This is a genomic window from Kitasatospora misakiensis, from assembly GCF_042656005.1.
Classification (GTDB): Bacteria; Actinomycetota; Actinomycetes; order Streptomycetales; family Streptomycetaceae; genus Kitasatospora; species Kitasatospora misakiensis.
Map to the genome: position 1 here is coordinate 40,288 of NZ_JBHSOF010000019.1, position 16,444 is coordinate 56,731.

14 protein-coding genes and 1 riboswitch are annotated in these 16,444 nt (G+C 71.9%); of the genes, 5 read left to right on the plus strand and 9 right to left on the minus strand.

Features of this window, described 5'->3' with window-relative positions; translation table 11 throughout:
- Positions 1-25: 25 nt before the first annotated feature.
- Complete coding sequence (locus tag ACFP3U_RS16675; RefSeq protein ID WP_380226311.1) at positions 26-1,207, minus strand: cysteine desulfurase family protein; 1,182 nt, start codon at positions 1,205-1,207, stop codon at positions 26-28.
- A gap of 208 nt (positions 1,208-1,415) precedes the next feature.
- On the opposite strand from ACFP3U_RS16675, the gene ACFP3U_RS16680 reads away from it, so the two are divergent.
- Positions 1,416-2,171, plus strand: coding sequence for an IclR family transcriptional regulator (locus ACFP3U_RS16680; RefSeq protein WP_380226312.1), 756 nt, complete (start codon positions 1,416-1,418; stop codon positions 2,169-2,171).
- On the opposite strand, the gene ACFP3U_RS16685 is transcribed toward ACFP3U_RS16680, so the two are convergent.
- The 8 genes from ACFP3U_RS16685 to ACFP3U_RS16720 form a co-directional block, all read right to left on the minus strand.
- Entirely contained in the window at positions 2,107-2,766 is a 660-nt protein-coding gene (locus ACFP3U_RS16685) for a trimeric intracellular cation channel family protein (RefSeq protein WP_380226313.1), read from the minus strand. The genes ACFP3U_RS16680 and ACFP3U_RS16685 overlap by 65 nt on opposite strands.
- A 115-nt stretch (positions 2,767-2,881) precedes the next feature.
- The gene (locus tag ACFP3U_RS16690; protein WP_380226314.1) at positions 2,882-3,928 is read right to left on the minus strand and encodes an ABC transporter ATP-binding protein; all 1,047 of its coding nucleotides are present in this window, start codon (positions 3,926-3,928) and stop codon (positions 2,882-2,884) included.
- Positions 3,929-3,962: 34 nt separating this feature from the next.
- Positions 3,963-5,039, minus strand: coding sequence for an ABC transporter ATP-binding protein (locus ACFP3U_RS16695; RefSeq protein ID WP_380226315.1), 1,077 nt, complete (start codon positions 5,037-5,039; stop codon positions 3,963-3,965).
- Positions 5,036-6,046 (minus strand): ABC transporter permease, encoded by a 1,011-nt coding sequence (locus ACFP3U_RS16700; protein ID WP_380226316.1) that lies wholly within the window; start codon positions 6,044-6,046, stop codon positions 5,036-5,038. Before ACFP3U_RS16700 ends, ACFP3U_RS16695 begins: the two co-directional genes overlap by 4 nt.
- A gap of 98 nt (positions 6,047-6,144) precedes the next feature.
- Positions 6,145-7,920: an ABC transporter substrate-binding protein gene (locus ACFP3U_RS16705; protein WP_380226317.1), complete on the minus strand. Its 1,776-nt coding sequence runs from the start codon at positions 7,918-7,920 to the stop codon at positions 6,145-6,147.
- A gap of 56 nt (positions 7,921-7,976) precedes the next feature.
- A complete protein-coding gene (locus ACFP3U_RS16710; RefSeq protein WP_380226318.1) occupies positions 7,977-8,966 on the minus strand; it encodes an ABC transporter permease in 990 nt (329 codons plus the stop codon).
- A 505-nt stretch (positions 8,967-9,471) separates the two neighbouring features.
- Positions 9,472-10,422 (minus strand): enhanced serine sensitivity protein SseB C-terminal domain-containing protein, encoded by a 951-nt coding sequence (locus tag ACFP3U_RS16715; RefSeq protein ID WP_380226319.1) that lies wholly within the window; start codon positions 10,420-10,422, stop codon positions 9,472-9,474.
- A gap of 184 nt (positions 10,423-10,606) precedes the next feature.
- Positions 10,607-11,401, minus strand: a complete 795-nt coding sequence (locus ACFP3U_RS16720) for an enhanced serine sensitivity protein SseB (protein ID WP_380226320.1) — start codon at positions 11,399-11,401, stop codon at positions 10,607-10,609.
- 165 nt (positions 11,402-11,566) lie between these two features.
- A riboswitch (glycine riboswitch) is annotated at positions 11,567-11,673 on the plus strand.
- Between the two features lie 217 nt (positions 11,674-11,890).
- Between ACFP3U_RS16720 and gcvT the strand changes: the two genes are divergently transcribed.
- The 4 genes from gcvT to ACFP3U_RS16740 all read left to right on the plus strand — a co-directional run bounded on the left by gcvT (position 11,891) and on the right by ACFP3U_RS16740 (position 16,393).
- Positions 11,891-13,012 carry a glycine cleavage system aminomethyltransferase GcvT gene (gene gcvT, locus ACFP3U_RS16725; protein ID WP_380226321.1) on the plus strand — a complete coding sequence of 374 codons (1,122 nt, stop codon included), beginning with the start codon at positions 11,891-11,893 and terminating at the stop codon, positions 13,010-13,012.
- A gap of 87 nt (positions 13,013-13,099) precedes the next feature.
- Positions 13,100-13,483 carry a glycine cleavage system protein GcvH gene (gene gcvH, locus ACFP3U_RS16730; RefSeq protein ID WP_380226322.1) on the plus strand — a complete coding sequence of 128 codons (384 nt, stop codon included), beginning with the start codon at positions 13,100-13,102 and terminating at the stop codon, positions 13,481-13,483.
- An 83-nt stretch (positions 13,484-13,566) separates the two neighbouring features.
- On the plus strand, positions 13,567-14,835 hold the full coding sequence (glyA, locus tag ACFP3U_RS16735) for a serine hydroxymethyltransferase (RefSeq protein WP_380226323.1): 1,269 nt from the start codon (positions 13,567-13,569) through the stop codon (positions 14,833-14,835).
- 190 nt (positions 14,836-15,025) lie between these two features.
- Positions 15,026-16,393, plus strand: a complete 1,368-nt coding sequence (locus tag ACFP3U_RS16740; protein ID WP_380226324.1) for an L-serine ammonia-lyase — start codon at positions 15,026-15,028, stop codon at positions 16,391-16,393.
- The last annotated feature ends 51 nt before the right edge of the window (positions 16,394-16,444 follow it).

Here is a 16,444-nt window from a genome sequence, read left to right on the forward strand (position 1 = left end):
CCAGCCGATATCAGCCGAGCCGATATCAGCGCCGCACCGCCGCCAGACCGGCGTTGCGGGCGCGCTGGACGGCCGGCGCGATGGCCTCCGCGAGGGCGGTGACGTCCCCGCGGGTGGAGGTGTGGCCGAGCGAGAAGCGCAGCGAGGCCCGGGCGAGCAGCGGGTCGACGCCCATCGCCAGCAGCACGTGGCTGGGCTGCGGGACGCCTGCCGAGCAGGCCGAACCGGTGGAGCACTCGATGCCCCGGGCGTCGAGCAGCATCAGCAGCGCGTCGCCCTCGCAGCCGGGGAAGGAGAAGTGCGCGTTGGCGGGCAGTCGGCCCTCCCCCGCCGGGTCGCCGTTGAGGACGGCGTCCGGGACGGCGGCGAGCACCGTCGCGACCAGCTCGTCGCGCAGGGCGCCCAGCACGGCGGCGTGCTCCGCACGCCGTTCGACGGCGATGGCCGCGGCAGCCGCGAAGCCGGCGGCGGCGGGCGCGTCCAGGGTGCCGGAGCGGACGTCGCGCTCCTGGCCGCCGCCGTGCAGCAGCGGGACGGGTGTGGCCCCGCGCGACAGCAGCAGCGCGCCGATGCCGAACGGGCCGCCGATCTTGTGGCCGGTGACGGTGAGCGCGGTGAGCCCGGACTCGGCGAAGGAGACCGGCACCTGACCGAGCGCCTGCACCGCGTCGGCGTGCGTCGGGATGCCGTACTCCGCGGCGACGGCGGCGAGTTCGACGATCGGCTGGACGGTGCCGACCTCGTTGTTGGCCCACATCACGGTGACCAGCGCGACCGAGCCGGGGTCCCGTTCGATCGCCTCGCGCAGCGCCGCCGGGTGCACCCGGCCGAGCGCGTCCACCGGCAGGTACTCGACGGTGGCGCCCTCGTGCTCGGCGAGCCAGTGCACGGCGTCCAGCACGGCGTGGTGCTCGACGGGGCTGCTCAGCACCCGGGTGCGGGCCGGGTCGGCGCCGCGCCGGGCCCAGTACAGGCCCTTGACGGCCAGGTTGTCGGACTCGGTGCCGCCGCCGGTGAGGACGATCTCGCTGGGCCGGGCGCCGAGCGACTCGGCGAGCGACTCGCGGGCCTCCTCGACCACGCGGCGGGCCCGGCGGCCGGCCGCGTGCAGGGAGGAGGCGTTGCCGACGACCCCAAGGTGCGCCGACATGGCGGCGATCGCCTCGGGCAGCATCGGCGTGGTCGCCGCATGGTCCAGGTATGGCATAACCATCCGATTGTAGGGGTCCCCCCGGCCTGCGACGGACCGGTGCCACCGGCGCCGTCGGGCGCATCGTAGCGATCCGGCCACCGGACGGGACGCACCGGCTCACCGGCCGTCGGGGCGGCCCCGGTACGGGGTGCGGCCGGCGAACGGCTAGGGTCGGTCGGCCACCATCACGCGGCCCGACCGGAACCAGGAACGAGGGGGCGCAATGTCGCAGTCGGTCGATCGGGCGCTGACCCTGCTCGGGTCGCTCGGCGACGGACCGGTCACCCTGGAGCAGGCCGCCACCTCGATCGGTGTGCACAAGTCCACCGCGCTGCGGCTGCTGCGCACCCTGGAGGAGCACGGCTTCGTCCACCGGCTGTCGGACCGCCGCTACCGGCTGGGCGGCCGGGTGCTGTCGCTGGCCCAGCGGGCGCTCCAGGAGATCGACGTCCGGCAGGTCGCCGCGCCGTACCTGGCCGCGCTGAACGAGCGCTGCGGCTGCACCGTGCGGCTCGCCGTGCTGCAGGACGACGAGGTGCTGTACCTGGACGAGCTGGCCGGGCGGTGGAGCACCGACCCGGGCCGGCCGACCCTGATCGGGCGCCGGGCGCCGGCCGCGGGAACGGCGATCGGCCGGGTGCTGCTGGCCGGACAGGCGCCGAACGGGCCCGCAGACGAACCAACGCCGGACGACCTGGCCGCGGTGCGCCGGCGGGGCTGGGCGGCCGAGTCGGCCGAGCACCGGGATGCGGTCACCTGCGTGGCGGCCCCGGTGGCGGGCAGCGACGGCCGGGCGGTCGCGGCCTGCGCGATCTCGGCACCGGCCGACCGCGTCTCCCCGGCCGAGCTGCTGCGGCTGGTGCCCGAGCTGCTCTGCACCGCGGAGGCGGTCTCGCTGGCGTACGGCGGCTCGCCTACTCCTCGCTGGTGCGAGAACCGTTGCGGTGCCAGGCCCGCGGCGCGCGCCAGCCGTACCTGAGGGCGAGCATCCGCAGGCCGAACGCGGTGAGCGCGGCGGCGGTGCCGGTGGCGGCGGTGAGGCTGTCGAGGGCGATCAGGACGGCGACCAGGGCGGCGCCGACCAGGGCGGGCACGGCGTAGATCTCGCGGTCCCAGCGGAGCAGCGAGGGGATCTCGCCGGCCAGCACGTCGCGCATGACCCCGCCGCCCGCAGCGGTCACCATGCCGAGCGCGACGGCGGCGACCGCGCCGAGCCCGTAGTCGTGGGCCTTGGCGGTGCCGGTGACGCAGAACAGGCCGAGGCCGAGGGCGTCGAGGGCCTGCACGGCGCGGTTGATCCGTTCGACCTCGGGGTGCAGGAAGAAGACCACCAGGCCGGCGAGCAGCGGGGTGAGGAAGTAGCCCAGGTTGCTGAAGGCGGCGACCGGGGTGGCGCCGATGACGAGGTCGCGCATGACGCCGCCGCCGAGCGCGGTGACCTCCGCGAGGACACAGATGCCGAAGATGTCCATGTTCTTGCGGACGGCGAGCAGCCCTCCGGAGAGGGCGAAGACGAAGATGCCGACGAGGTCCAGCGACTGCTGCACGTCGGAGGGGAAGATCTGCGAGGTCACCGCAACAGTGTGACCCGGCCGGGCCTCCCCTCCGACCGGAGGCTCACGCGGGGACGGCCGCCTTGTCGCCGGTGGCGGCGCTCTCCGGGCTGTGCTGGTCGTTCCCCTCGCTGTGCTAGTCGTTCCCCTCGCTGTTCTCCGGGAAGTGGCAGGCCACCTGGTGCCCGGCCGACGCGACGGCGAGCGGCGGCTCCTGGGTGGCGCAGATCTCCTGGGCCTTCCAGCAGCGGGTGCGGAAGCGGCAGCCGCTGGGCGGGTTGATCGGCGAGGGCACGTCGCCCTTGAGCAGGATCCGCTCGCGCCCGCCGCTCTGGCGGCGGCGCGGGTCGGGCACCGGGACGGCCGACATCAGCGCGGTGGTGTACGGGTGCATCGGGTTGCTGTAGAGCGCGTCCCGGTCGGCGATCTCGACGATCTTGCCGAGGTACATCACGGCGACCCGGTCGGAGACGTGCCGGACCACCGAGAGGTCGTGCGCGATGATCAGGTAGGTCAGGCCGAGCTCCTGCTGGAGGTCGTCGAGCAGGTTGACCACCTGGGCCTGGATGGAGACGTCCAGGGCGGAGACCGGCTCGTCGGCGACGATCATCCGGGGCCGCAGGGCGAGCGCCCGGGCGATGCCGATGCGCTGGCGCTGGCCGCCGGAGAACTCGTGCGGGTAGCGGTTGTAGTGCTCGGGGCTGAGCCCGCACAGCTCCAGCAGCTCCTGGACGGCCTTCTTGATCCCGCCCGCCGGCTCGGCCTTCTGCAGCCGGAACGGCGCGCCGACGATGGTGCCGACGGTGTGCCGCGGGTTCAGCGAGGAGTACGGGTCCTGGAAGATCATCTGGATGTCGCGGCGCAGCGGCCGCATCGCCCCGACGCCCAGGTGGGTGATGTCGGTGCCCTCGAACTCGATCGTCCCGCCGGTGGGCTCGTCGAGCCGGGTGACCAGCCGGCCCATCGTCGACTTGCCGCAGCCGGACTCGCCGACGACGCCCAGGGTCTCGCCGGCGTTGACGGTGAAGTCGATGCCGTCGACCGCCCGGACGGCGCCGGTCTGGCGCCGCATCAGGCCGCTGTGGATGGGGAAGTGCCGGGTCAGACCGGTCACCCGGAGCAGCGGCTGCCGATCGGGGGCGGGCGTCGGCGCGGGGATGGTCGCCGCCTGAGTGTCCGTCATCGGTTCTCTCCAGAAAGGTGGTACGAGGCCGGGCTCACAGCCGGGGCGCGATCTCTTCGGTGAAGATGCGGTGCCGCTCGGCGAGCGCGAGGTGGCAGGCGGCGTGGTGGCCGGGGGCGACCTCGGTCAGCTTCGGGGTCTCCTCGGTCGAGCGCCCGCCGGTCAGGCCGGCGTAGGGGCAGCGCGGGTGGAAGGCACAGCCGGACGGCACGTTGATCAGGCTGGGCGGGGTGCCCTTGACCGGGACGAGGCGGTCCTGGAGCTCCCGGTCGAGGCGCGGCATCGAGCCCAGCAGGCCCCAGGTGTAGGGGTGTTCGGGCGAGTCGAAGAGGGTCTCGGCCGGGCCGCGCTCGACGCACTTGCCGCCGTACATGACGAGGATGTCGTCGGCGAGCTCGGCGACCACCCCGAGGTCGTGGGTGATGATGATGACGGCCGAGCCGAACTCCTCCTGGAGGTCCCGGATGAGGTCCAGGATCTGTGCCTGGACGGTGACGTCCAGGGCGGTGGTGGGCTCGTCGGCGATCAGCAGCGAGGGGTCGTTGACCAGCGCCATGGCGATCATGGCGCGCTGGCGCATGCCGCCGGAGAACTGGTGCGGGTAGTCGTCGACCCGGCGGTCGGGCTGCGGGATGCCGACCCGGTCGAGCATCTCGACGGCGCGGGCCCGGGCCTGCTTCTTGGTCGCCTGCGGGTGGTGCACCCGGTAGGCCTCGACGATCTGCTGCCCCACCGTGTAGTAGGGGTGCATCGCGGTCAGCGGGTCCTGGAAGATCATCGCCATCTGCCGGCCGCGCAGCTCGCGGACCCGGTCCGGGCCGGCCGCGATCAGGTCCTCGCCGTCGAGCCGGATCTCGCCGCTGATCCGGGCCCGCTTGGAGCGGTGCAGGCCCATGATGCCGAGCGAGGTGACGGACTTGCCGGAGCCGGACTCGCCGACGATGCCGAGGGTCCGGCCCTTGGCCAGGTCGAAGCTGACGCCGTCGACGGAGCGGACCAGGCCGTCGTCGGTGTCGAAGTGGATCCGCAGGTCCCGCACGGACAGGAACGGATCGCCGGACGGTGCCGATCCGGGAGCGGCGGCTGCCGTGGACTTCTGGAGCTCGGTCACGAGAGCCTCACCCGGGGGTCGACGAGGGCGTACAGGAGGTCGACCACGAGGTTGCAGGCGACGATGAAGAAGGCAGCCAGCAGGGTGACGCCGAGGATCTTGGGCAGGTCGTTGTCGGAGATCGCCTGGACGGCGAACTGGCCGACGCCCTGGAGCGAGAACACCTGCTCGGTGATCAGCGCACCGCCGAGCAGCAGCCCGAGGTCCATGCCGAAGATGGTGACGATCGGGGTGAGCGCGGCGCGCAGTCCGTGCCGCGTGACGACCTTGCGCTCGACCAGGCCCTTGGCCCGGGCGGTGCGGATGTAGTCCTCGCTCATGGTCTCCAGCATCCCGGCGCGGGTGAGCCGGGCGTAGAGCGCGGAGTAGAGGAAGGCCAGCGAGATCCAGGGGAGGATCAGGTTGCGGGCCCACATCAGCGGGTTGTCGGTGAAGTCGACGTACTGCAGGTTGTCCAGGATCGGCCACTCGTAGCTGAACAGCGTGAGCAGCAGCGCGCCGGTGAAGAAGACCGGCAGCGACACGCCGGCGAGGGCGACGCCCATGGAGAGGCGGTCGAAGATCGATCGCGGCTTGAGGGCGGAGACGACGCCGGTGGCGACGCCGGAGGTCAGCCAGAGGACGGCCGCGCCGATGGCGAGCGAGAGGGTGGTCGGGATCCGCTTGGACAGCTCGGGCCAGACCTCCAGGTGGTTCTTGAAGGAGTAGCCGAAGCAGGGCACGTGGCAGGTGGCCGGTTCCGGCCCGAACTTGTACTCGGCGCCGCTGACCAGCCCCTTGAGGAAGTTCCAGTACTGGGCGTACAGCGGCTGGTCGAGGCCGAGGTTCTGCTTGACCGCCGCGATCGCCTCCGGGGAGGGGTTCTTCCCGATGTACTGGGCGGCCAGTTGGTCGGCCGTCTCGCCGGCGAAGCGCGGGAGCAGGAAGAAGATCGCGAAGGTGACCGCGCTGACGACCAGCAGCAGAATCACCGCGGCGAAGATCCTGCGGATGATGTAGGCAAACACAGTTGGGCGGCTCCGGCGGCCCGCCGCCGTCCGGGATCCTCCGGACGGCGGCGGGCGCCGCTGCCTTCACCTGCCTTCAGGGATGCGGAGCCAGGCTCTTACTTGGCGGAGCCGATGTTCAGGTAGTCGTACTCACCCGAGAACGCCGGGGTGGAGGCCAGGTTGGTGGCGCTGTCCGGGCGGTACAGGAAGACCTTGAAGTAGGTCAGCGGGACGATGACCGCCTGCTCCATGACCTTCTTGTCGATGTCGCCGTAGATCTTCTCGCGGGCGGCCTTGTCCGGGTTGACGGCCGCGTCGTCGATCAGCTTGTTGACGGACGGGTCGTTCAGCTGGGACAGGTTGCTGTTGCCGGAGGCCTTGATCGCGCGGCCGTCGACGATCTGCTGCAGGAAGCCGTAGCCGGTCGGCCAGTCCGCGCCCCACTGCATCATCATCAGACCGATGTTGTGGTCCTGGGTGAACTGCGGCGCGCCGGCGCTGTCGGTCAGGTACTTGCCCTGCGGGTACTGCTGGATCTCGGCGTTGATGCCGACCTTCTTCAGCGCGGCCTGGATCGAGGTGGCGGCGGCGACCTCGGTGGCGCGCTCGGTGCGGGCCGACAGGACGGTGTTGATGCTGTCCTTGCCGCAGGCCTTCAGGGCGTCCTTGGCCTTGGCCTCGTCACCCTTGTTGTCCTTGGTCTCGTACAGGTTGAAGTCCTGGTGGCCCGGGATGTCCGGCGGGAGCACCGTGTTGGCGATCTGGCCGCGGATCGGGCCGCCCTCGGCGGTCTGCACCGAGACCTTGTCGATCGCGAACTGGACGGCCTTGCGGCAGTCGACGTTGTCGAACGGCGCGACCTTGGAGTTGATCGCCAGGTAGACCAGACGGCCGCCGTAGGCGTTGTCGGTCTTGGCCTTCAGCTTCGGGTTCTGCAGGATCTGCGCCTGGGTCTGCGGGTCGACACCGCCACCCACCAGGTCGACCTGGGCGTTGCCGGCCAGCAGGTCCTTGTCGATGGTGGCCTGGTCGATGTTCATCTTGAGCAGGATCTTGTCCGGCAGCTGCTTCCGGATCGGGTCCGTGCTCGGGTCCCAGTTGGTGTTCGGGACCAGGACGGCCTGCTTGCCGTCCTCGTAGGACTCGAACTTGAAGGAGCCCGAGGACACGATGTGCTTGACGTAGTCGGCACCGGTGTCCTTGGCCTGCGGGACCGGCGCGGTCTGCGGGGCGCTCACCAGGTAGTCGAAGTCCGCGAACGGGTGCTGCAGGTGGAAGATGATCGTGGTGTCGTCGGGGGTCTCGATCGACTTCAGGTCACCTTCCTTGTCCTTGTACGGGCCCGCGTACGGCGTCGGGTTGTCCACCAGCAGGTCGTGGAAGTAGGTCGGGCCGTTGGAGTTCACGTCCGGCGCGAAGTTGGAGCGCTCGACGGCGTACTTGACGTCCTTCGAGGTGATCGGGGTGCCGTCGTCGTACTTCAGGCCCTTGCGGAGCTTGTACGTCCAGCTCAGGCCGTCCGCGCTCGGCTGGCCCATGGACTCGGCGAGGTCCGGGACGAGCTTGTTGCCCTCCTCGCCGGCGGCCGGGTTGAAGGTGGTCAGCGGCCGGGCGTACAGACGCGAGAAGTTGTAGATGTACGCGTAGTACGTGTTGCCCGGGTCGAGCGAGTCCGGGGTGCCCTTCATCTCGAAGGTGACCGTCCCGCCCTTCTTGTCCGAGGCGTTGACGATGTTCTTGGTGGCCGCGTTGACCCCGGAGCCGCCCGCGGCCTCGGTGCCGGTGGCGGTGGACTTGGCGTCGTCGCTCTTCGAGCTGGACGAGCAACCGGTGACGACCAGGACCGCGGCAGCGGCCATGGCGGTCAGCGCGACAGTACGGGACCTACGCATGGGTGGGATCAACCCCTTGAGGAAGTGGTGGCTGGACGAGGATTCCTGACGCAGCGTCAGTTGCTCTTGGGATCGAGGGCGTCACGCAGCCCGTCGCCGAGCAGGTTGAAGGCGAGCACGGTGATGAAGATCGCCAGACCGGGGACCACCATGTACTGGGGGTCCACCTGGTAGTACCGGATCGCGTCCTGGAGCATCCCGCCCCAGGAGGCCTGCGGAGGCTGGATGCCCACGCCGAGGAAGCTCAGCCCGGCCTCGAAGAGGATGTTGGTCGGGATCAGCAGGGTCGAGTAGACCAGGATCGGACCGACCAGGTTGGGCAGCAGCTCCTTGAAGAGGATGAACGGCCCGCGGGCGCCCAGGCTCCGGGCCGCGTAGACGAACTCGCGCTCGCGCAGCGAGAGGGTCTGTCCGCGCACGATCCGGCCCATGTAGGGCCAGTTGAAGAAGCCGATCACGAAGATCAGCACCATGATGTGCAGCGGGAGGCCGTGCAGGCCGAACGCGCCGCCCTGCAGCGAGGTCGAGATCGCGATCGCGAAGAGCAGCAGCGGGAAGGCGAGGAAGACGTCCATCACCCGGCTGATCAGGGTGTCCACCCAGCCGCCGTAGTAGCCGGCCATGATGCCGAGCACGGTGCCGATGGTGTTGGACAGCACGGTCGCGCCGAAGGCGACCAGCAGGGAGACCCAGGAGCCCTCGATGACGCGGGTCAGCAGGTCGCGGCCCTGCAGCGGGTCGACGCCGAGCGGGTGGTCCCAGCTCATGCCGCCCCAGTCGCCCAGCGGCAGGCCGCCGAGGTCGGCGTCCAGGAGGTCCTGGTGGAGGGCGTCCGGGTCCAGGCCGAAGGCCGATTCGATCGGCTTGGCGAGCAGGGCGAGGAGGATCAGCAGGATCACCACGACGCCGCCGGCGACGGCGGCCTTGTCCCGCTTGAAGCGGGTCCAGGCGATCCGGCCGAGCGAGCGGCCCTCGATCTTCTTGGCCGGGCTCGCGGCGGCGTCTGCCTCCGGTGCGCTGCCGGCGGTCTTGATGGGTGCGGTCATGGTCAGTTCGGTCCCCTCGCCGACGGTGGCCGGCCCACGGGTGCCGGACGCCGGGATCGGCGGCGCGGCTGGTGCGGACGTGCTTGAGTGCGGACGTGCGGAGGTACAGGTGCGGGGTGCTTCTCAGCGGTACGGCGTGCTCAGTGCTGCTGCCACGCGGTACTGCTGCCACGCGGGATGGGCGTCACGTGGGATGGGCGTCACATGGATCATGCGGTCCGCCAGCGCGTTCGCCCTTGTGGGACGCCAACCACGCGCGGCGGGCTGTTGCAGAACTCTCTGCCATCCGAACAGGCTTACGCCAGTCCAAACCACCGACAGATGCCCAACTGTGATCTGTCCGCATGCACCCCTCGCACCATCGGCATATCCCTCTTCACACAGCTGTAACAGCCATGTCAAGGCGGCCGCCACCGATTCGGGAAAATTGTCCGGAAAACGCCGTAACCGGCTCGACATCATGTCAAGCCGGTTACACGGACTTCTCTTCGACGTTTCCCGCAGGTCAGCGACCCGGATAGCCCGGCCAGGGCTGCTGCGGCGGCGGTTGCTGCCCCGGCCAGCCCGGCGCCGGCGGATGCGTGCCGTAGCCGAAGCCCTGCCCCTGGGCCGGCCCCTGCTGCGAGGCGTACGGCGGCGGGGGTACCGGCGGGTAGGGGCCCGTCGGCGGACGACCGTGCCCGGCCGCCTCCCGGTCGTAGAACGGGCGCGCGTTGGCCCGCATCCAGAGCGCCACCGGGTCGAACTCGTCCGCCATCGCCACCGTCGAGACCGCCAGGCCCTCCGGCGCGACCGCGATCGCCCGCTGCATCAGCGCCCGCACGGCCTCCACCGTGGGCGCCGAGCTCTCGTACAGCTCCAGCCCGATCGCGAGGTACGGCTCGCCCACCGACGGCTGGACCCAGGCCCGGCGCAGCGCCCGCACCGCGCGCACCTCGGCCGCCTGCCGCTCCAGCAGCGCGAAGAACGACTGGGCGGCCGGCAGCTGCGGCTCGCTCAGCCGCAACGGCCCGGCCGGCAGCCGGTCCAGCCCCGCCGCGACCCGTCTCAGGTCGGCCCACGGCACACCCACCCCGCCGCCCGGGGCGTGCGGGTTCAGCCAGAGCCCCCAGCGGGTCCGGTACAGCGAGGCCGCGATCTCCCGGCCGGAGATCACCTCGTGCGCCCGCGCCCAGCCGGACGCCGCCAGCTGCTCGGGCGAGGTGACGGCCGGCGCGTAGCCGTGGCCGCTGATCTCCATGTTCCCGTACTGGGCGTCCGCGCTGCCCGGCGTGCCGTGCCACAGCAGCATCCAGACCCGGCCCTCGGCGAGCGCGTTCAGCATCGTCTCGTAGGCCTCGTAGCGCTCCGGCGCCACCTCGCGCAGGGCGCGCTCCAGCGCGCCCGGATCCGGGCGTCCGGTGGGCGCCTGGCCCCAGGGCCCCGGTGCACCGCCAGCTACCGATCCCGCACTCATGCGCCCACCTCGCTGCGCCTCTTCGTTCCTCGTCGTCACCGGCGGCCCGGCGGCCGTCAGCACGCACCCTATGGGGCACCGACGACCGCCGCCACGCCGACGTGCCAGGGTCAGGGCCTGTCCGGGTACCGCTCCCCCGCCCGAGCCCGCTCCGACGGGTGCCGGGCGGGCGGCCGGGGCCGGATCAACCCCGCGCGTAGAAGGGGGCGACCCGGTTCACCAACCAGTCGACCACCGGATCGTCCGCGAGGTCGAGCAGTACGAGGTGGACGCCGCCGGGCAGCGGCGCGGTTCCCAGCGCGCGCCCCAGCGCCTCGTTCACCGCCCCCGGGTCGGCCGGGGCCAGCGGGTCCAGCTGGACGCCGACGAACATCACGGTCGGCTCGCCCTCGACGCTGGCCAGCGCCCGCCGGGCGGTCAGCACCCCCGGCAGCGCCGAAAGTTCGGCGCGGCAGGCGGCCAGGAACAGCTCCGGGTCCTCGCCCGGCACCGGCTCGCGCAGCGCCACCCGGCCGCCGGACGGCGCGTCGGGGGCGGCCTCCCAGCGGTCCTCGCGCGGCCCGCGGCGCAGCTCGGCCACGCCCTCCGGCGGCACCGGGATGCCCACCGGCGCCTCGGGGTTGACGGCGATGCCGACGCCCAGCGGCAGGCCGCGGGCGAACTCCCAGACCGGCGCGACGGCGAACGCCATCCCCGGCACCTGCTGGAGGAACACCTCCTGCGAGGAGAACACCGGGACATAGGGGTCGCCGGCCAGCTCGAAGGTCGGCAGGTCCAGCGCCTGCCCCCGCGGGTCACCGCCGGCCGGCAGCGGGATCCACACCTGGCTGCGCGCCAGCACCTCGATCACCCGCGGGGTCGCGCCCGGGTCGCCGAGCGCGGCGGTGAGCACCTGCTCCAGCTCGTTGGCCGGCCAGGCCCCGCCCGAGGGCGCCGACTCCGGTCCGCCCCAGCCCTGCTGCTCCACCGGGTTCCCCATGCGCCCCTGTACCGCCCTCCGCTCGCCGATCCCCGCAGCCTAGCGGTCGGCGGACGCGGAGGGCCCGGGAGGCGGCCCCCTCTCCCCTGATCCGCGGGGACGTGCCATGATGTGCGCGTCTGCGGTGGCATCCACCCAGGCCCCTTCAACTCCATACCGGCCGCTCGAACCCGCGCGGGAGAGTCCGGAGTGCCCCGTCCTGGCGGCACAGCCGGCGCCGAAGGAGCAAGTCCTCCCCGGAATCTCTCAGGCCCCCCTACCGCACGGGCTAGGCAGATCTGGAAAGCGGTGCACGGCCCTGCCGTCCACCCACCCACGGTGCAAGCCGCCATGCTGTCCCTTGCAGGGCAGTGGACGGTGAAGCTCTCAGGTCCGACGACAGATGGGGAGACCCAGCCGCCGCATGCCCGCGCGCAGGGTCCGCCGCCCCCTGCAGGGCCGGTCCCGGCGCGCGCACCCCTGAGTGCCCCGACCGAGGAGTTCCTGGCCATGTCGTCCCTCCGCCTCACCGCGCTCGACGCGCTGCACCGCGCCCTCGGCGCCACCATGACCGACTTCGCCGGCTGGGACATGCCGCTGCGCTACGGCAGCGAGCGCGAGGAGCACCTCGCCGTCCGCACCAAGGCCGGCCTGTTCGACCTGTCCCACATGGGCGAGATCACCATCACCGGCCCGCAGGCCGGCGAGATGCTGGACCACGCCCTGGTCGGCTTCGTCTCCGCGCTCGGCGTGCTGCGCGCCCGCTACACCATGATCTGCGCCGAGGACGGCGGCATCCTGGACGACCTGATCGTCTACCGCCTGCGCGAGGACGCCTTCCTGGTCGTCGCCAACGCCTCCAACGCCCAGCTGGTGCTGGACGAGCTGATCGCCCGCGCCAAGGGCTACAACGCCGTCGTCTCCGACGACCGCGACGCCTACGCGCTGATCGCCGTCCAGGGCCCGGAGTCCACCGCGATCCTGGCCGACACCACCGAGGCCGACCTGCCCGGCCTGAAGTACTACGCGATCCTCCCCGCCCAGGTGGCCGGCCGCGACGTGCTGCTCGCCCGCACCGGCTACACCGGCGAGGACGGCTTCGAGATCTTCTGCAGCCCGGGCGACGCCGAGCGGATCTGGCAGGCGCTGACCGGGGCCGGCGCCGACCGCGGTCTGATCCCGTGCGGCCTGTCCTGCCGCGACACGCTGCGCCTGGAGGCCGGCATGCCGCTGTACGGGCACGAGCTGTCCACCGACCTGACCCCGTTCGACGCCGGACTCGGCCGGGTCGTCCGCTTCGACAAGACCACCAACGAGGGCGCCTTCATCGGCCGCAAGGCCCTGGAGCGGGCCGCCGCCGAGGCCGACGCCAACCCGCCGCGGGTGCTGGTCGGCCTGGTCTCCGAGGGCAAGCGGGTGCCGCGCGCCGAGTACACCGTGGTCTCCCCGGACGGCGCGCCGATCGGCCGGATCACCTCCGGCGCGCCCTCCCCCACCCTGGAGAAGCCGATCGCGATGGCCTACGTGGACGCGGCCCACGCCGCCCCCGGCACCACCGTCGCGGTGGACGTGCGCGGCAAGCACGAGCCGGTCCAGGTCGTCGCGCTGCCGTTCTACAAGCGGGCCCGCTGAGGCTCCGTCCCACCTGTCCCCCCGCGAGGCACGTCCGCGCCCCGGGCCGCTTCGCCGTACCCGCTTCCCATCCTGGAGAATGACGCCATGAGCAACCCCGAGCACCTGCAGTACACCGAGGAGCACGAGTGGCTGACCACCGCCGAGGCCGGTGAGGTCGCCACGGTCGGCATCACCAAGCACGCCGCCGACGCGCTCGGTGACATCGTCTACGTGGACCTCCCCGAGGTGGGCGCGACGGTGACCGCCGGCGAGACCTGCGGCGAGCTGGAGTCCACCAAGTCGGTCAGCGACCTGTACTCGCCGGCGACCGGCGAGGTCGTCGAGGTCAACGAGGCCGTCAAGGACGACAACAGCCTGGTCAACGGCGAGCCCTTCGAGGGCGGTTGGCTCTTCAAGGTCCGCGTCGAGTCGACCGGTCCGCTGCTGAGCGCCGACGAGTACACCAAGATCACCAACCCCTCGGCCTGAGTCTCCCGACGGGGCGGCCACCCGCCGCGGCCGCCCCGTCGCCCCGCCGGCCTCCTCCCTCTCACTCCCGGGAAGACCCCACCATGACGGTTCTGAACCAGTCCCTGCACGCCCTCGACCCGGAGATCGCCGCCGCGGTCGACGCCGAGCTGCACCGCCAGCAGACCACCCTGGAGATGATCGCCTCCGAGAACTTCGCCCCGGTGGCGGTCATGGAGGCCCAGGGCTCGGTGCTGACCAACAAGTACGCCGAGGGCTACCCCGGCCGCCGCTACTACGGCGGCTGCGAGCACGTCGACGTCGTCGAGCAGATCGCGATCGACCGGATCAAGGCCCTGTTCGGCGCCGAGCACGCCAACGTCCAGCCGCACTCGGGCGCGCAGGCCAACGCCGCCGCGATGTTCGCGCTGATCAAGCCGGGCGACACCATCCTGGGCCTGAACCTCGCCCACGGCGGCCACCTGACCCACGGCATGAAGATCAACTTCTCCGGGAAGCTCTACAACGTGGTGCCGTACCACGTCGACGACAAGACCGGCCAGGTCGACATGGCCGAGGTCGAGCGCCTCGCCAAGGAGCACCGGCCGCAGCTGATCATCGCCGGCTGGTCCGCCTACCCGCGCCAGCTCGACTTCGCCGAGTTCCGCCGGATCGCCGACGAGACCGGCGCGCTGCTGATGGTCGACATGGCCCACTTCGCCGGCCTGGTCGCCGCAGGCCTGCACCCCAACCCGGTGCCGTTCGCGGACGTGGTCACCACCACCACCCACAAGACCCTGGGCGGCCCGCGCGGCGGCGTCATCCTCTCCAAGGCCGAGCACGCCAAGAAGATCAACTCCGCGGTCTTCCCCGGCCAGCAGGGCGGCCCGCTGGAGCACGTCATCGCCGGCAAGGCCGTCGCCTTCAAGGTCGCCGCCTCGGAGGAGTTCAAGGAGCGCCAGCAGCGCACCCTGGACGGCGCCCGGATCCTCGCCGAGCGCCTGCTCCAGGCCGACGTCACCGAGGCCGGCGTCTCGGTGCTGTCCGGCGGCACCGACGTCCACCTCGTCCTGGTCGACCTGCGCAACAGCCAGCTGGACGGCCAGCAGGCCGAGGACCGCCTGCACGAGGTCGGCATCACGGTCAACCGCAACGCCGTCCCGAACGACCCGCGCCCGCCGATGGTCACCTCCGGCCTGCGGATCGGCACCCCGGCGCTCGCCACCCGCGGCTTCCTGGCCGAGGACTTCCGCGAGGTCGCCGACATCATCGCCGAGGCCCTGAAGCCGGCCTTCGACGAGACCGTCGCCGAAGGCCTGAAGGCCCGGGTCACCGCCCTGGCCGAGAAGTACCCGCTGTACCCGAACCTGTAGGTCCCTCCTGTTCGACCACGGGTGACCGGGCTCACGCCGCCCTGACACCGGGGATTCCGGGGCACCGCGCACACTGGAAGGTGCGCGCGGTGCCCCGACCCGTGTCGGCCGCCCGACCCACCACCTCCGCCACTGCCGTCCCTCCCTCCCCGCCGGCACCACCCACGAGACCAGACAAGGACGTCACTCCGTGGCCATCAGCGTCTTCGACCTCTTCTCCATCGGCATCGGCCCGTCCAGCTCCCACACCGTCGGCCCGATGCGCGCCGCCCGGATGTTCGCCCGCCGCCTGAAGTCGGAGGGCCTGCTGACCGAGGTGACGGCCGTCCGCGCCGAGCTGTTCGGCTCACTGGGCGCCACCGGCCACGGCCACGGCACCCCGAGGGCGGTGCTGCTGGGCCTGGAGAACAACTCCCCGCGCACCGTCGACGTCGACCAGGCCGACCGGGACGTCGAGCGGATCACCGCCGAGAAGCGGCTCCAGCTGGTCGGCAGCCACGCCATCGACTTCGACCCCGACACCCAGCTGGTGCTGCACCGGCGGCGCTCGCTGCCGTACCACGCCAACGGCATGACCCTCTGGGCCTACCGGGCCGACGGCTCCACCGTGCTGGAGAAGACCTACTACTCGGTCGGCGGCGGCTTCGTCGTCGACGAGGACGCGATCGGCGCGGAGCGGGTCAAGCCCGACGACACCGTGCTGAAGTACCCCTTCCGCACCGGTGACGAACTGCTCCGGCTCAGCCGGGAGACCGGCCTGTCCATCTCCGGCCTGATGCTGGAGAACGAGAAGGCCTGGCGCACCGAGGAGGAGATCCGGGCCGGCCTGCTGGAGATCTGGCGGGTCATGCAGGAGTGCGTCCGGGCGGGCATGTCCCGCGAGGGCATACTCCCCGGCGGCCTGAAGGTGCGCCGCCGCGCCGCCTCGGGCGCCCGGGCGCTGCGCGCCGAGGGCATCGGCCCGGCCAACGCGATGGAGTGGGTGACCCTCTACGCGATGGCGGTCAACGAGGAGAACGCCTCCGGCCGCCGGGTGGTCACCGCCCCGACCAACGGCGCGGCCGGCATCATCCCCGCCGTCCTGCACTACTACCTGAACTTCATCCCCGGCGCCGACGAGGACGGCATCGTCCGCTTCCTGCTCGCCGCGGGCGCGATCGGCATGCTCTTCAAGGAGAACGCCTCCATCTCCGGCGCCGAGGTCGGCTGCCAGGGCGAGGTCGGCTCGGCCTGCTCGATGGCGGCCGGCGGCCTCGCGGAGGTCCTCGGCGGCTCGCCCGAGCAGGTCGAGAACGCCGCCGAGATCGGCATCGAGCACAACCTGGGCCTCACCTGCGACCCGGTCGGCGGCCTGGTCCAGATCCCCTGCATCGAGCGCAACGGCATGGCGTCGGTGAAGGCCGTCACCGCGGCCCGGATGGCACTGCGCGGCGACGGCCGCCACCACGTCTCCCTCGACAAGGCGATCAAGACCATGAAGGAGACCGGTGCGGACATGAAGATCAAGTACAAGGAGACGAGCCGCGGCGGCCTCGCCGTCAACGTCATCGAGTGCTGACACCGCACCCCCGCACGGCCGCACCCCCGCCCCACCGGCGGGGGCGCGGCC

Bases quoted from the DNA above. Each gene is read 5' to 3' on its own strand.
- gcvH (WP_380226322.1), top strand. From the start codon at position 13,100: ATGAGCAACCCCGAGCACCTGCAGTACACCGAGGAGCACGAGTGGCTG.
- glyA (WP_380226323.1), top strand. From the start codon at position 13,567: ATGACGGTTCTGAACCAGTCCCTGCACGCCCTCGACCCGGAGATCGCC.
- ACFP3U_RS16715 (WP_380226319.1), bottom strand. From the start codon at position 10,422: ATGAGTGCGGGATCGGTAGCTGGCGGTGCACCGGGGCCCTGGGGCCAG.
- ACFP3U_RS16720 (WP_380226320.1), bottom strand. From the start codon at position 11,401: ATGGGGAACCCGGTGGAGCAGCAGGGCTGGGGCGGACCGGAGTCGGCG.
- ACFP3U_RS16710 (WP_380226318.1), bottom strand. From the start codon at position 8,966: ATGACCGCACCCATCAAGACCGCCGGCAGCGCACCGGAGGCAGACGCC.
- ACFP3U_RS16705 (WP_380226317.1), bottom strand. From the start codon at position 7,920: ATGCGTAGGTCCCGTACTGTCGCGCTGACCGCCATGGCCGCTGCCGCG.
- ACFP3U_RS16680 (WP_380226312.1), top strand. From the start codon at position 1,416: ATGTCGCAGTCGGTCGATCGGGCGCTGACCCTGCTCGGGTCGCTCGGC.
- gcvT (WP_380226321.1), top strand. From the start codon at position 11,891: ATGTCGTCCCTCCGCCTCACCGCGCTCGACGCGCTGCACCGCGCCCTC.
- ACFP3U_RS16690 (WP_380226314.1), bottom strand. From the start codon at position 3,928: ATGACGGACACTCAGGCGGCGACCATCCCCGCGCCGACGCCCGCCCCC.
- ACFP3U_RS16675 (WP_380226311.1), bottom strand. From the start codon at position 1,207: ATGCCATACCTGGACCATGCGGCGACCACGCCGATGCTGCCCGAGGCG.